At 39.0% G+C, this 14,848-nt stretch carries 16 protein-coding genes and 2 pseudogenes; 5 read left to right on the top strand and 13 right to left on the bottom strand.

Going from position 1 to position 14,848, the window contains the following annotated elements; all coding sequences use genetic code 11:
• Nucleotides 1-105: 105 nt before the first annotated feature.
• The 3 genes from F896_RS12830 to F896_RS12840 all read right to left on the bottom strand — a co-directional run bounded on the left by F896_RS12830 (nt 106) and on the right by F896_RS12840 (nt 2,435).
• Nucleotides 106-693, bottom strand: a complete 588-nt coding sequence (locus F896_RS12830) for a 1-acyl-sn-glycerol-3-phosphate acyltransferase (protein WP_016163168.1) — start codon at nt 691-693, stop codon at nt 106-108.
• Nucleotides 694-804: 111 nt separating this feature from the next.
• Nucleotides 805-1,770 (bottom strand): 2-hydroxyacid dehydrogenase, encoded by a 966-nt coding sequence (locus F896_RS12835; RefSeq protein ID WP_016163167.1) that lies wholly within the window; start codon nt 1,768-1,770, stop codon nt 805-807.
• 17 nt (nt 1,771-1,787) lie between these two features.
• A complete protein-coding gene (locus F896_RS12840; protein WP_016163166.1) occupies nt 1,788-2,435 on the bottom strand; it encodes a hypothetical protein in 648 nt (215 codons plus the stop codon).
• A 281-nt stretch (nt 2,436-2,716) separates the two neighbouring features.
• On the opposite strand from F896_RS12840, the gene F896_RS12845 reads away from it, so the two are divergent.
• A complete protein-coding gene (locus F896_RS12845) occupies nt 2,717-3,817 on the top strand; it encodes an MBL fold metallo-hydrolase (RefSeq protein WP_016163165.1) in 1,101 nt (366 codons plus the stop codon).
• 168 nt (nt 3,818-3,985) lie between these two features.
• On the opposite strand, the gene F896_RS12850 is transcribed toward F896_RS12845, so the two are convergent.
• Entirely contained in the window at nt 3,986-4,582 is a 597-nt protein-coding gene (locus F896_RS12850) for an FMN-dependent NADH-azoreductase (protein WP_016163164.1), read from the bottom strand.
• 99 nt (nt 4,583-4,681) lie between these two features.
• Here F896_RS12850 and F896_RS12855 point away from each other — a divergent pair, with 99 nt between their 5' ends.
• On the top strand, nt 4,682-5,587 hold the full coding sequence (locus tag F896_RS12855; protein ID WP_016163163.1) for a LysR family transcriptional regulator: 906 nt from the start codon (nt 4,682-4,684) through the stop codon (nt 5,585-5,587).
• Nucleotides 5,588-5,662: 75 nt separating this feature from the next.
• Here the strand turns inward: F896_RS12855 and F896_RS12860 are convergent, their stop codons facing one another.
• Nucleotides 5,663-6,961, bottom strand: coding sequence for a Y-family DNA polymerase (locus tag F896_RS12860; RefSeq protein ID WP_016163162.1), 1,299 nt, complete (start codon nt 6,959-6,961; stop codon nt 5,663-5,665).
• 4 nt (nt 6,962-6,965) lie between these two features.
• The gene (locus F896_RS12865; RefSeq protein ID WP_016163161.1) at nt 6,966-7,577 is read right to left on the bottom strand and encodes a LexA family protein; all 612 of its coding nucleotides are present in this window, start codon (nt 7,575-7,577) and stop codon (nt 6,966-6,968) included.
• 294 nt (nt 7,578-7,871) lie between these two features.
• On the opposite strand from F896_RS12865, the gene F896_RS12870 reads away from it, so the two are divergent.
• Nucleotides 7,872-8,102 (top strand): hypothetical protein, encoded by a 231-nt coding sequence (locus F896_RS12870; RefSeq protein ID WP_004662971.1) that lies wholly within the window; start codon nt 7,872-7,874, stop codon nt 8,100-8,102.
• A gap of 188 nt (nt 8,103-8,290) precedes the next feature.
• Here the strand turns inward: F896_RS12870 and F896_RS12875 are convergent, their stop codons facing one another.
• From F896_RS12875 to F896_RS12890, 4 genes and pseudogenes are all read right to left on the bottom strand, one after another.
• Nucleotides 8,291-8,518: a hypothetical protein gene (locus tag F896_RS12875; RefSeq protein WP_016163160.1), complete on the bottom strand. Its 228-nt coding sequence runs from the start codon at nt 8,516-8,518 to the stop codon at nt 8,291-8,293.
• A gap of 251 nt (nt 8,519-8,769) precedes the next feature.
• Nucleotides 8,770-9,393, bottom strand: a complete 624-nt coding sequence (locus F896_RS12880; protein ID WP_016163159.1) for a class I SAM-dependent methyltransferase — start codon at nt 9,391-9,393, stop codon at nt 8,770-8,772.
• A gap of 131 nt (nt 9,394-9,524) precedes the next feature.
• Nucleotides 9,525-9,860 carry a hypothetical protein gene (locus F896_RS12885; RefSeq protein WP_016163158.1) on the bottom strand — a complete coding sequence of 112 codons (336 nt, stop codon included), beginning with the start codon at nt 9,858-9,860 and terminating at the stop codon, nt 9,525-9,527.
• 143 nt (nt 9,861-10,003) lie between these two features.
• Nucleotides 10,004-10,774 (bottom strand): annotated as a pseudogene (locus F896_RS12890) (LysR substrate-binding domain-containing protein); the annotation flags it as partial.
• Nucleotides 10,775-10,848: 74 nt separating this feature from the next.
• On the opposite strand from F896_RS12890, the gene F896_RS12895 reads away from it, so the two are divergent.
• Nucleotides 10,849-12,057 (top strand): IS256-like element ISAba26 family transposase, encoded by a 1,209-nt coding sequence (locus F896_RS12895; RefSeq protein WP_005202188.1) that lies wholly within the window; start codon nt 10,849-10,851, stop codon nt 12,055-12,057.
• Between the two features lie 34 nt (nt 12,058-12,091).
• Here the strand turns inward: F896_RS12895 and F896_RS20375 are convergent.
• Together F896_RS20375 and F896_RS12900 are read right to left on the bottom strand one after the other, a co-directional pair.
• Nucleotides 12,092-12,232 (bottom strand): annotated as a pseudogene (locus F896_RS20375) (helix-turn-helix domain-containing protein); the annotation flags it as partial.
• A 174-nt stretch (nt 12,233-12,406) separates the two neighbouring features.
• Nucleotides 12,407-13,387, bottom strand: a complete 981-nt coding sequence (locus F896_RS12900) for an MBL fold metallo-hydrolase (RefSeq protein WP_032882347.1) — start codon at nt 13,385-13,387, stop codon at nt 12,407-12,409.
• A 118-nt stretch (nt 13,388-13,505) separates the two neighbouring features.
• Between F896_RS12900 and F896_RS12905 the strand changes: the two genes are divergently transcribed.
• Nucleotides 13,506-14,432 (top strand): LysR family transcriptional regulator, encoded by a 927-nt coding sequence (locus F896_RS12905; RefSeq protein ID WP_016163154.1) that lies wholly within the window; start codon nt 13,506-13,508, stop codon nt 14,430-14,432.
• A gap of 69 nt (nt 14,433-14,501) precedes the next feature.
• Here the strand turns inward: F896_RS12905 and F896_RS12910 are convergent, their stop codons facing one another.
• A complete protein-coding gene (locus F896_RS12910) occupies nt 14,502-14,786 on the bottom strand; it encodes a hypothetical protein (RefSeq protein WP_016163153.1) in 285 nt (94 codons plus the stop codon).
• Between the last annotated feature and the right edge of the window lie 62 nt (nt 14,787-14,848).

The raw sequence follows: 14,848 nt of genomic DNA, 5'->3' as shown, positions 1-14,848 counted from the left end.
ATAAAGAAATTCAATATAGCATTGAAAAAAGGAGAAATTTGCAACAAAGTGTTATAAAAGGCAGGAAAATCCCGCCTTACTTTATGATTTTTGAAATCGACTAAATTACTCTGCCGCGACGTAACGCTGATCTACACTAAATTTTTCTGGGAATTTCGCATTGATAGTGGCATAAAAAGACATAATCTCCTTCATATCTTTTTCATAATCCCCTGTAGGATAAACAATTTTTCCTACGCCTGTTTTTTTCTTGGCATAATCCATATATGCAAGCGCAATCGGCACACCCGCTGTCATTGCGACATGATAAAAACCAGTTTTCCACTGCTCTTGTTTGGCACGTGTTCCTTCTGGAGTGACCAACATCACCAACTTGGGATGCGTCTTAAATAGATCACTCATCAGTTGAACCATACTTGGACGTTCTTGACCTTCATGTTTGACACGACGATCAATACCGATCCCCCCCATGGCACGAACAAAAGGACCAAACGGCAATTTCATATAACTGTCTTTGATGGTGAGGCGAACATGAACACCCAAAGCTTTCAAGGCTAAACGGGCGTATAAGGCATCCCAATTGCTGGTATGTGGAGCCGCAATCATCACACATTGGTCAATATTTAAATCCCAATGATTGTCAATTTCCCAACCCATTAAACCCAAACTTTGTTCAGCTAATTTCTCGAACACCAGACACCCCAAGACGAAGTCACAAAGGGCGCAAGTGTACCAATATTAATCAACTTAAAAAGATGGGGTCGCACAATAATGCAGCAATCAAATGGTCAGCATTGTAAGCAATTATTCAAACTTCGGATTCACTAAATAGCGAGGTGTACGATCTTCTAATGCATCAATCAGGTTCTGATAAGCAAGACCCACCATCTTCTGACGTGTTTCAGCGGTTGCCGAACCAATATGCGGTGCAGTCACTGCATTTGGCAGCTCAAACAATGGAGAACTTTGTAGTGGTTCCTTGGCATACACATCTAAACCAGCAGCAAAGATTTTGTTTTGCTGCAATGCTTCAATCAATGCATGTTCATCGACCACCGAGCCACGCGCGATATTGACGAAGACTACATGTTTTTGCATCAAGTCAAACTGCTCTGCGCCAATCAATGCTTTTGATTCAGTATTTAAATCAACAGCCACCACAATAAAATCAGATTGCTGTAATAACTGATCTAAATCACGATATTGCGCATTGAAGGCCTGAGCCACTTCAATCTTTTCACGGCGGTTATGGTACAAAATATTCATATTGAAACCATAAAAACCACGACGAGCAATCGCGGCTCCGATATGCCCCAATCCAATAATGCCTAAGGTTTTGCCAAAAACATCCACCCCAAACTGTTCCGTTGCAACGGTACGCTTCCACTGCCCTTGTTTAGTCCAAGCATCTAATTGTGGAATCTTACGTGCGGCGCTCAGTAACAAGCTAAAGGCTAGATCGGCTGTGGTTTCCGTTAAAACGTGTGGTGTATTGGCGAGCCAAATTTTCTTTTGATTGAGATAATCGACATCATAATTATCATAGCCAACCGACACCGTCGAAATGATTTTAAGTTTTTTTGCAGGCGCCAAGTTGCTTTCATTGAGTAAACGCCCTGCACCAATCATGGCATCGGCATCAACCACTTCGGTCCGAATCTGCTCATTGATATCACCAAGCTTAGGATTGAGCACCACCACCTGATAATCTTGCTGTAACTGCGCTATAACGTCCTGATCTATTTGGCTGAATACAACGACTTTCTTCATGATTCGATTTCCGTTCTTTATTGCATGAGCTGCCACAACCGTCTTTTTAAGACAGGTTGAGCCAGCATTTCTTCTAAACTCGCTAAATGTAATATATTAGAATGCTGAATAAAGTCCAGTTGACCTAAGCATAATATCTTTCTGCCGCTTGCCGTAGCATCCAGAAAGCCTTGAATATAGGATGGCAGTCCTCTGCTCTCTTGAAACACAGCCAAGGGAAATGGCCATTTCAGCTCTGCATATTGCCCCAATCTTGCCTTTTGAATATTTTGCCAGAGCTGACGTTGTGCATCGCTGAGCTGACTGCTTTCCAACAAAATGGCACAGTTTTCTAAAACATACATTTGCAATTCAAATGCCTGAATTTGAGTTGTAATAACAATCTGTTCTTTTTCAACAACTGTTTCTTTAACAACAGGCTTTGCAATAATTTCTGTAGGCTGAGGAACTTCTTTTTCGGCAATCGCTAATGTTTGTCGCGATGCAATTTGAATTTCTTGTGACGTTGGTGCGACATCTAATATTGGTGTCAGCGACTGTGACGTTTCTTCAACAATTTGATCTCGCCATAGACTCGGTGCAGTATTTTTTTGACATACCACTTCTCTCGGAATCCAAACATCTATTCCTAAAGTTGCCAATATGTTTCTTTGCTGCCCGATCATGTTACCTACTCGTTGTATTGACACACAGTGATTTGCAACACCGTAACCATGCATAGTCTAGCATAAACCAAGCCCCGCTAAATGACTTCCTTTTGCTCAATCACATCAATACACATTCAATTTAGCAAGTAAAAATTCAGTTCTTCTTCGTTTAGCTAAAGATTCAATAACAATAGGCAAGTTTTCATTCGTCGACTTTTAAACTCTATTTCATCATTTTGTCGCTTTTAGTTTTTATTACTGTGGTATCGAATGCTCAAATGAAAAGGTTGACGCTATCTATGCTTATTCTTTTTGCTATCGCTGTTGCTCTGCTCATTACTGGCAGTGCCATATATACCCAACAACCCCTATTCGGTAAAATCCCTTCTGGTAAACGCCTCCAATTGATCGAGAACTCTCCCAATTATCGACAAGGCCAATTTCGAAATTTAATTGAAAAATCTGGCATGAGTGAAGGCTCAAGTATTGCGGTTGAACTCTATAAAACCTTTATTAAAACCATTCCTCAGCGTAATCCAATTGATCCGATTCCTTCCATTAAAACCAATCTGCTCGACCTTGATTCCAAACAGGATGTCATCATTTGGTTTGGACACTCTTCAGTATTTATGCAACTGCATGGTAAAACCTTTTTAATTGATCCCGTCCTCAGTGGCAAAGCATCTCCCTTTCCTTGGGGAACCCGTGCCTATAAAGGAACGGATATTTATAAGGTAGAAGATTTACCTGAGATTGATTATCTACTGATTTCACATGATCACTATGACCATCTGGATTACGAAACCACACTTAAACTTAAAGACAAAGTCCAATATGTGATTACAGGCTTAGGTGTAGGCGAACACTTTGAATACTGGGGCTATCCAAAGGACAAACTCATCGAAAGAGATTGGGGTGACAGAATCGAGTTTGATGATGGCATTACCATTATCACTGAAACCACCCATCATGATTCACGACGTGCCTTTGATGGAGGTAAAAATTTATGGGTTTCTTTCGTGATTCAATCTCCGAATAAAAAGATCTTCTATACCGGTGATGGTGGTTATGACAAACACTTTATCGAGATTGGAGAGAAATATGGTCCCTTTGATTGGGCATTGATGGAAAATGGACAATACGATGCCGCTTGGCGTTCAGTACATTGCCATCCCGATGAAGTCGCTCAAGCTACTGAAGAACTGAATGCACGGAATATGATTCCTGTACATCACTCAAAATTTAGCTTAGCCAAACATGCTTGGCACGAACCGATTACTCGGATTGTCGAATATTCAAAAACAAGGAAGTATCGCCTAGCAACCCCAATGATCGGCGAATTGGTTGAACTGGACAATGATCGGCAAGCCTTTAAACAGTGGTGGAAAAACATTCGTTAATTGAATCATCATGTTTATACAATAAGCCTCCTTTCGATGGGGCTTTTTTATTCGACGAACAAGATTCATTGATAAAGATGAAGCAGATTTAATGCATAAAAAAAATCGGACAAACAGGCACCCTGCTAGTCCGATCCTGCCAAGTCGACAGTAAGGGGTTTTGCTATTTTAAACTGCAATTTCTCGTACTTGCTGATGGGCTTGAGCTAAAGCATCTACTTTCAACGCGGACATATCTAGCCCTTCAGCATAGACAAACTGAACATCATTAATGCCCATTAAGCCTAAAACTGACTGAAGATAAGGTGTTACCGCATCGGTTATCTGCCCGAGATGGATACCACCACGACTGCTCATCACAACTGCTTTGACACCATTCACTAAACCTTGTGGATAGGTTTCGGTATATCTAAATGTATGACGGGCACGAGCAACCAAGTCGAACCAATTTTTCAATTGAGTCGGAACATTCATGTTGTACATCGGAGCACCGATTAGTAATAAATCTGTTGCTTTAAGCTCAGCAATTAATTCATCTGATAACTGAATAATTTTCTGAATTGGTGCAGTCACATTTTCAGCACCACGTAAAGCATGGAAAATTTCAGCATCAAGTACAGGTAAATTCAATGTCGCTAAATCACGAATGATCACGTCATCTTGCAAGCCTTTTTCTGCACGTTGTTTTAAAAATGCATCAATTAAACGACTGGTTTGTGAGTGATCCCCCATAATACTGGACTTCAATACCAATACTTTCGCCATGTCCGTTCTCCATATCTTTGATGGAGCTATCTTACTACTACATTTAAAGCACCAGTAGTGATACTATTTCAATCAATTGATTCCTAAATATCTACAATCATGCAAACTGAACTAGGTACGATTTCCATCTTTGTCACTGTGGTCGAGGCAGGGAGCTTTAGCAATGCTGCTGAACAGTTGCACCTTACCCGTTCAGCAATTAGTAAGAGCATCGCCCGCTTAGAAGAACGTTTAAAAGTCACGTTATTTAAACGAACTACTCGAACACTAAGCTTAACCGCTGAAGGTGCCTTGTTTTATGAACATAGTCAGCGAGCTCTCACAGAAATTAATACAGCCGAAACCTTATTAGACCAAGGTAGGATTAACGCAACAGGTCTATTAAGAATTTCAGCCCCAGTATTGTTTGGACAGCTCTACGTTACCCCACTGATGATGGAGTTTGCTCAACAACATCCAGATTTACAGATTGAGCTTTCTTTTAATGATCGAACTGTAGATTTAATTGAAGATGGATTTGACTTAGCCATTCGTATTGGCACTTTGCCAGATAGCAATCATTTAGTTGCAAGAAAGCTTGGCGATCATCGAATGTTGCTTTGTGCAACTCCTGCATATATACAGCGTTCAGGTGCTGTGAATAGTTTAGATGATCTGCAACAACACACCACCATTGCTTATCCCTATTCAGGACATCTGCAAAAATGGCATCTGCAAGATGAAAAAAAACAGGTTTATTCTATAAACCCCAAAGCAAAACTTTTGTTGAATGATATGCAGGCAATTAAAAACACGGTGTTGTTACATCATGGAATTGCATGGCTACCTGACTGGCTCATTCATAAAGAACTACATGAAGGCAGTCTACTTCAGGTATTGGCAAATTTTTCCAGTGTTGATTTTCCAATTCATGTGGTTTGGCCTGCTTTACCTTATATGCCTCTCAAAACGCGTTTAGCAATCGATCAGTTCGTGGTTCAATTGCCTCAACAGTTAAAGACCTAGGGCTTCACAATATATTGAAATGAAAAATAAACTCATCCATTATTTTCTGAATCTTTAAGTTTAGATCTATTTAGCTTATCCAACTTTCAAAAGTTCATCCCACTTGGTGAGATAGCTGGGTGATTTATGATTTTGCGTCATCCGCCATGCACGTCCATGTGGAGTAATCAAACGCCCTAATGTCATCGTATCCCGTCCAAATTTTTCATTAATATCATCAAATGCCACCGAAAGATTTCGCCTCGCAATCAGTTCATCAGTATTATGAAATAAATCAACAGCATGACTATGTTGCGGAATGATATCCAACAAAATCACTTCAGCTTTTTTATAATGATGTCCAGCTTGAAAAATACGGTCAAGCCCCTGCTGTACTGCTTTAATGATTTCTAAACGATCATCACTATAGTCAGGCAAATACACGACCGTATAAGGTCGATAATAATGATCCTTATTGAATCGGTTGGTACGGATGCTTACCCCAACCGCCTTACATAATAATTTTTGATGGCGTAAGCGCTCTATGGCACGTAAAGTAAATTCAGTCAGTGCGCCACTTAAATCACTTTTCTCCTGAATAGGCTGTCCAAATGAACGGCTACTCAAGACCTGTTGGCGATCGGTTACGACATCCTCAAGTTCTAAACATGCCATACCCTGCAATTCTTTGACTGTATTCTCCATTAGCACTGAAAAGTACTTTCCCATCATTTTCGCATCTGCTTGCAGCAAATCCATCACAGAGTAGATATCCATTTTTTCCAAGCGTTGTCGAATCTTACGACCAACACCCCACACTTCCCCCACAGGCATGTGCTGCAACAAATCTTCAATCACGCAGGGATCCTCAGCAACAAGATTACATACACTATTAAAACAGGCATGGGTCTTGGCTAAATTATTGGCGAGTTTTGCTTGAGTTTTGGAATAGCCAATGCCGATACAGCATGGCAAGCCTAACCAGTTTTTGACAGTATCTAAAATCTGATGAGCATACGCGGTCAAATCATAACTTTTTTGATAGGCGGTTAACTCTAGAAAGCATTCGTCTATCGAATAAACTTCCTGCTCACATGGATCGACAAAGCTGCCTAATATATTCATGAAACGACGTGACATTTCAGCATACAACGCATAATTACTGGAACAAACTTCAACTTGATGCTGCCGAATAATCTCCTCAATCTGAAAAAAAGGCACCGCCATCCGAATACCGAGCTGTTTCGCTTCATAGGAACGAGAAACCACACAACCATCGTTATTAGACAGGACAACCACAGGACGATTTTCCAGCTTTGGATTAAACACACGCTCACAACTGACATAGCAGTTATTCACATCAATCAAAGCAAAAATACGTTGTGGCAGACTCATCGGCTTATCTCATCGGTTTCAGGTTATAGGTCACAACGCCCCAGATCAGTAACTCTTGCCCCTCGCTAATATAAATATTCTGGTAATCAGGATTCTCAGCTTTTAGCCATACTTTCGGTGGGCTGAAATGGTGATCAACCATTAAACGCTTCACGGTAAAATCATTATCAATCAAGGCAATCACGATATCCCCAGACTTGGCAGGAAGACTACGATCTACCACCAAAGGATCATCTATATCAATGCCCGCATCTAACATCGACAAGGAATTCGCTTTCACAATGAAAGTAGAGTTTTCGTTACGAATTAAAAATTCATTTAAATCTAAAGCTTGTTCAACATGGTCTTGGGCAGGCGACGGAAAACCAGCGGCAACACGTTCCGTTGCCAGTGGAATGTGATAAAGTCGGTCATTCTTAGCTTGGACATTCTGTATTTTCATTGATGTCGTCAAATCAGTTTGAGTACCCGTTTTGACATTATTCAGTAACCAATTTTTGATGAAATCAACTTGAGATTCGGGAACACGGATGACTTTGGTTGGCTCAGTGAACTGTGCCTTCCGCCCAGCATTGGTTCTTGCCCCTCCATGCTCAAATTCAGTTTTTTTGGACATAACTTCCCCCCTACCCAAGCTTAAAATACTTTCAAATAATTTAACTTGAAAAAGTTACAAATTCAAGTTGACGTACAATTAATTTTGCATAACAATAAATCCATAGATCAGATTTTAGCTTGTTTAACTTAGACAAGGATGTATAAGACAAACTAAAATTAATGTTTTAAATGAATGACTTACCCTATTTTTACTCAATTTAAAAATGTTAAGCCATTGATCTAATTCATTAATCTATTTGATCTCTCAGCAGTTAGGTTTTATTCAAATATTTTTGATGTGGAGACATGAAAAATGAACAATCGACGTGATGCTATTCTTGGTTATGCTGACGAACAACATGCTTTCTTTATTCGCCTGATCGAGAACAATACCGTTCTAGGTGAGAGCTACGGACTATTTTGTGACAACCAAAATAGTGAAGCCGCAGAAAGTATTATGACCACACTTTTTTTAAAGAAATCTTTTTGGTTAAATGGTTCAGAGTTTAATGACATTGTTAAAGGGCTTAACCCAATTCATTGATAAAAATATATCGATTCAATATGACCTTGCCATAAAAGAGCTTGTACAATGATCTAATTCAACAAGCTCTTTATTTTCAACTTAAATATGCTTCAATTTGTGCATTATTTTAATATTCTCAAATAAAAACCCACCTATTGCAATCGCATCAGTGGGCCTTTTTATAAGGTTGAATCATCGGTTTAAATTCAGATAAATCTTTTGTCACTCACAGGTGCAACCAGCTTATAAATTTTACCATCAGTATCACTTTCAAAAAGTAAGTCAATATTTGGAAAAATGATATTTCCTTCTACTTCAATATGCTCAACCCGTTTAAAAAAAGGAATATCACGGTCTTCTAAATCATTCAGCTGTGCAACGACAATAGATTCGTTTTCTTCTTGGTCCTTGACGATGACTGTAATCTTATCCATAACAGTTCTCCTAATATGTATAGTTCATAGGACTATGGGAAATTTTAGATAACTTGTCGATAAAATCGTTGTAACAAGAGTTATAAGTATTATATTTTTATTTTTTAAACCGCTAAACCATTGAAATTCACTTTAAAGTTATAAATTTCGTTAATATTTGATTAACCATCGAGTTACATTAGCACTTAAAACGTTTCAAAATAATTCACTTATCTTCATGATTTAAATGAGTCACAGATCTTTTAAAAATATTAGTTCCTGAATTGCCAGATTGTATTTAAGAATTTCTGCTCTGTGTTCCAAGGGGTAATATGAATCTCGACCTCATGATGCAACAAAATAAAGTCTCCTCCAAGTCTCTGCGCTAACTTTTCGACACTATAACGCTCTACAGGCAAACCACTACACTGTGTTGGCCCATCTTCAGCAAAAGTCGACAAAATCATAAATCCATTTGGCTTTAATGCTTGACGGACATTGTGCAGATACTGTTGTTGATGTACTTCTGTCACCATAAAATGGAATACTGCTCGATCATGCCATACATCATAGTGCTGTGGTTCTAACGCCACCGTACAAATATCAGCAACTTGCCAATCAATCTCGCTAATATCTAAGCCTTTTTCGCTCAGTCTTTCTCGTGTTGCCTGCAATGCTGTTCCAGATAAATCAAGCACATGTAGATTCTTATAACCTGCCTCGATAAGCTGATCAACTAACAGTGAAGCACCACTTCCCACATCAATGAGTTTAGCATCAAGCGGTAAATCCAGAGATTCAATAAAAGTGAGTGTTTGACTTGGCTGCTGTTGATACCAACTCACTTGGTCAGCTGGTTTGGATTGATACACCTCTTCCCAGTAATTTCTGCTCATTTAAGTTCCTTCTCGGCACTGATCTGACACTCAACCATCAGAGAAATGAAAAATCATCTCATAATTATTGCACTAGCATAAGCTTTGCGATAGCAGCAGTACCGATATTGTCCCAATACATCAAACAAAATCTACTTATTTGTCATCATATTGGATGTTTCTTTCTGATTTTTGGTTTTATTATCGGGCTGTTCACGACGCTCTTCAATCTCATTTTTTAACTCAAGGTATTGTCTAGCATCTTCTCGACGATGAATCCCGCCTAACTTTAAGGCCTGTGCATCGACCTCTTCATCAATATCTGCTTTTTTCGTAGACTGCTTAATCAATGAGCCCTTGTTTTTTTCTAACAATGAATTTGTGGAAGCAGAAGCAACCTGTTCCCCCTGCTTATCCACTGGTATTTCAGCTGCAAAAATTCCCGTTGATGCGATCAGAACAGACATCAAAGCTAATGTTCTTCTCATACTCAAGCCCTAGCTTGTTTTTAATTTTAATACTTATCTTAACATGTGAGCTTAAGCTTATTGCTTTAAATCTTATCCAAAACTTTGCAGCATTTGATCCTCCTTCTCAAAAGAGCAAGTCCAATCGCTACCATGCTGATTGACTAGAAGTACCGTTCTTTCACAATTTTTGCAAAATAATTCACTTCATTTAAATGACGCTGATCTGCATAAATAATGCCTACATTGACACTAACATTAAAATCCTCCACCGCCACAATTTCGAGATCTGCATGATTAAACACTGAGTGCTGATCAATAAAAGGTTTTGGAAAAATCCCCAAACCATCGCCATTTAAAATACTATGTAACTGCGGTTCTATACCGAAGATTTCTTTATTTGCGTATAGAAACAAGTTTCGTTCCTTTAGCTCTTTATTTAAGCATTCTCTAAAGCAACATCCTTCAGGGTGGATCACCCAACCTTTCTTACTGCATCGCTCCAAACTGGTATGTTCTTTAACGCCACTTCTGACCGAAACCACAACCAAAGGCAAAGTCCCTATATCCAAGAAAGATAAATGGCTAGCAAGATTAAGATTGGAAGGAATCATCACAATTGCAAGCGGCAACTCACTCTCAGCGACTCGCTGAATTAGACTTCGCCCCCAGCCACTTTGTATCTCAACACCTGTCAAATAATGGTCGTGCTTATACCTTTCATAAATATATTCCGAAAGATCATCCACCAAAGTAATTGGAACACCGATGTTAATTTTTTCTTGATTTGAGAGAACCTCTTGCTGATGAAAATACTCTAATTGTTCCATTTGCTCGAGGATATAACGACCTTTAAAGTATACTTGCTCTCCCAAATGCGTGAGCTGCAAAGGTCGGCTTTTACGATTGAATAGTTTTCCTTTTAGTTTTTTCTGGGACTGTTCTAAATTTTGTGTAAGTACTTAATTTTCATTTATCCTTCAGAGGATAATTACAAAAGGTACTTCACATGGATGAAGCAACAATCAAAAGTATGGCTGCCGAATTGGCTAAAGGTCTAAAAACACCAGAAGACTTAAACCAAATGACAGCAGTCTTTAAAAAATTCATGATTGAAACTGCACTCAATACTGAACTTTCAGACCATCTCGGTTATGAAAAGCATCAGTCCAGGAAAGGCTCAAATAGCCGTAATGGGTTTAGTTCTAAAACCATTACAACTCAAGATGGACAACTGGCTTTAGATATTCCCCGTGATCGAGAAGGTTCATTTGAGCCACAAATTATCAAAAAGCACCAAACACGCATCACCAGTATGGATGACCAAATCCTCTCACTGTATGCAAAAGGAATGACTAATAGGGAAATTGTAGCCTTCTTCAAAGAAATGTACGATGCCGATGTCTCAGCATCTCTCATCAGCAAAGTTACCGATGCTGTGATTGAGCAAGTGACTGAGTGGCAAAATAGAGCCTTAGATAGCCTTTATCCTGTTGTCTATCTTGACTGTATTGTTGTCAAAGTCCGTCAGCACTCCAATGTGATTAACAAGTCCGTATACCTTGCTTTAGGCATCAATATGGATGGACAAAAAGAATTACTGGGTATGTGGATTGCTCAGACAGAAGGTGCCAAATTCTGGCTGTCAGTCATGACAGAGCTAAAAAATCGAGGAGTACAGGATATTCTTGTTGCCTGTGTAGATGGATTAAAAGGCTTTCCTGACGCGATAGCCTCCGTTTACCCTCATACTGATATTCAACTGTGTATCGTGCATGTTGTACGCAATAGCCTGAGATTTGTAAGCTGGAAAGACTACAAGGCTGTTACCTCGGGTCTGAAAGCGATTTATCAGGCAAGTACAGAGGAAAATGCTTTAAAGTCCCTAGACATCTTCTGTGATCAATGGAATCACCAGTATCCCAAAATTGGAGAATCCTGGCGGGCCAATTGGGAAAATATCCGAACGATCTTTAGCTATCCAGCCGAAATACGTCATGCAATTTATACAACAAATGCGATTGAGTCGTTGAATAGCGTAATACGCCATTCAACGAAGAAGAGGAAAATCTTTTCATCTGATGACTCAGTAAAGAAGGTCATTTACTTAGCAACATCAAATGCTGCGAAGAAATGGACGATGCCAATTCAAAATTGGCGTTTAGCAATGAATTGGTTTACGATTCAGTTCGATGATCGATTAAAAGATCATTTATAAAAAATGGAACTTACACAAAATAATTTACAGGCTCTTTTTTCTCAATATTATTGATGCGTTTGGTTACAGTGGATTGATCAATACCTAGCTTTTCTGAAGTTACAGTTAAAGAAGAGTTTTCAACAGCATATATGAACGTTTCTAAATCTTTAATTTCTACCACTTTAACACTCATTCATCTATTGTTCAGACACGTTCCAAATCAATTCAATCGCTTTCATGACTGGCTTTATATTTCAGCAATGCACCACATAAACTTGGCTTTCATACGAAATAATCAGACTCGATACAAACTGCTAATTCTGCTATCGCTCAGTAGAAAGCCTCTATTTTTATCTAGTCATATGGACTACCAGTTCCCTCGACGATGATTTGCTACCCAACGATACATGCCTTGAATATTCGGCATTTTCATCGTACTGAAACCAATCCAGTTCTGAACTTCGGAGCTAAATTTGACATTACGATAGAGCTGATCCCACGATTGTCCTGCACGAACCAAATCCAAAACTTGTTGATGTAAATCGAAAATATAATGACGCAATGCAATCTGATCCTCACGTGTGGCAGGGCTATAATGTCCAACATCAATGAAATCGACATCTTGCTTGATCACCCAGTCCAAGGTATCAATCCAGCCAGTGTAATAAAAATCTAAAAAATCATTGTATGGCATGCTTTTACTTTCACACACATCGGTACATTGCAGCGCTTTGTATTTAGGGAAAAGTACCATGACCATACTGTCTGAATGGCTAGGTGCGACATAATGCAATAAAACCTCATCGCCTCCTAAGCTGATTTTCATATCCTGATCAAATACCCGATCAGGTAGTGCTGTGGCTAACTTTTCTCCAATAATCGGTTCAAGACTACGTTGATTGGCGACAATGATTGCCCCATCTGCTTTAAAAACCTGCCCACCACTGATATGGTCCGCATGAGCATGGGTATAGATCACATATTTTACAGGTACATCAAAACGCTTCTTGATTTCATCTTTCAACCATGTTGATGTACAAGTCATCGCAGGATCAATCACCAAAGCACCATCTTTAGTGATCAAGACTAAACCACTATGCACAGCTAAGCCTGCACCAGTAGTATGTCTATACAGATTGCCATTGACTTGCGTCAAACTTCTTGGATTGTCTGGACAAGATGCCGCCGTGAAATCCGCTAATACTGCACGATTCTGATAAATCGATTGATCTACGGCAATCCCATTATCTTTCGCAAAAACGGAGCTTAGAGGCAATGACAGCAATAATGCTACAAAAAATTTATGGCTCAAAAATACGCTAATTATTTGATTTTTAAACGTGCTCACTGATAAACCCTGCATAGATTTCACGGAGATTAATCTAACAAGTTCAAGCCCCTGACAAAACCCACAAAATCCACAATATACTGTCCTAAAATTAGCAACAATAACGGATTGGGCCGCCATGCAAAAACTTGATGATCTCTTATTATTCGTAGAGGTGGTCGAGCATGCTGGATTTTCAGCTGCGGCACGTAATTTAGGCGTACAGCGCTCTAAACTCAGTCGACATATTGCAGAACTGGAAAATAGAATTGGTGTCCGTTTATTACATCGCAATACACGGAATGTTGTTCTGACGCCAGCAGGTGAAGAAGTCTATATTCATGCAAAAGCATTAAAACAGGCCGCACAAAATGCGTTTGCGGTTGCTACAGACCTTGCTGGCGACCCAAAAGGAACATTAAGAATCGGATGTTCCTCAACATTTGCACAAGAAGCATTGCTGCCTATTCTTGATTTATTCTTACAAAAATATCCTAAGATACGCCTGATCATTAACACATCAGATCACAATATTGATTTGATCAGCGCGCAAGTCGATCTGGTTTTCCGAATCTCCTCCAAGCTCCTCAATGACTCGAGCTTAATTATTCGTCCTGTCTGCGATTTACCAATGATACTGGTTGCCAGTCAGGATTATATGAGTGATAAAGCAAAAATTGAGTATCCAGAGCAACTCAAACAGTTAAATTTCATTGCTTTAGGTGTGCAAAAAAATTTGATCTCCCAGATATTCACCAATCAAAATAACGGCTTAAACACAGTGTTGCTCGAACCTTATATCAGTTGTGGCAATATGTCGGTACTCAAATCGGCTGTGCAACAAGGCATGGGGGCTGCTATTCTGCCCTGGTATTTATGTGCTAATGAATTGAATTCTGGCCAATTTGTAAATGTATTTAAAGTTGATTCGCCATGGTCACCCCAAGCATCTTTAGTGAATGTACTTATACCAACACGAGAAAATATTTTATTGGCAAATAAACTTTTTTTAGATTTTTCAATTCCGCGATTACGGCACAAACTACATCCAACATTAAGCGACTAAGTGACTCCTTTTTTAAACCCAGTCGTCTAAAATAATTTTTATTGAACATCAAAAATTCTATTATTCTTATTAGTCATATAGGGAACAGCTACATTTACCGAACATATTATAAATGAAGTCAACAGGCGCATCGATCGGATAGACATCCCGATCAAGTAAGTAGAAAATTTCTCCTTCATCCAATATGGTTAAAACTTTGTTTTTCCGTTTTAAGATAATGCCGTGTTTTATTATTTTCTGAATTTCTTCAGCATCAATTTTAAACTGATAAAAGAAAACAATCTGACCTGTTTTCAAATTATCTGGGTCAAATTTTTTGTACTTTCCACAGGTCAAGCAAATCCATTTTTTCATTATCAATGCTCTGCAAAAAGCTCCCCTTATTGTATAAAAAGCATTCACCAAAAAATTAACAG

Source organism: Acinetobacter genomosp. 15BJ, from assembly GCF_000400715.1.
GTDB lineage: Bacteria > Pseudomonadota > Gammaproteobacteria > Pseudomonadales > Moraxellaceae > Acinetobacter.
Note: the sequence above shows the minus strand (reverse complement) of the source record. Positions and strands in the feature narration are given on the sequence as shown.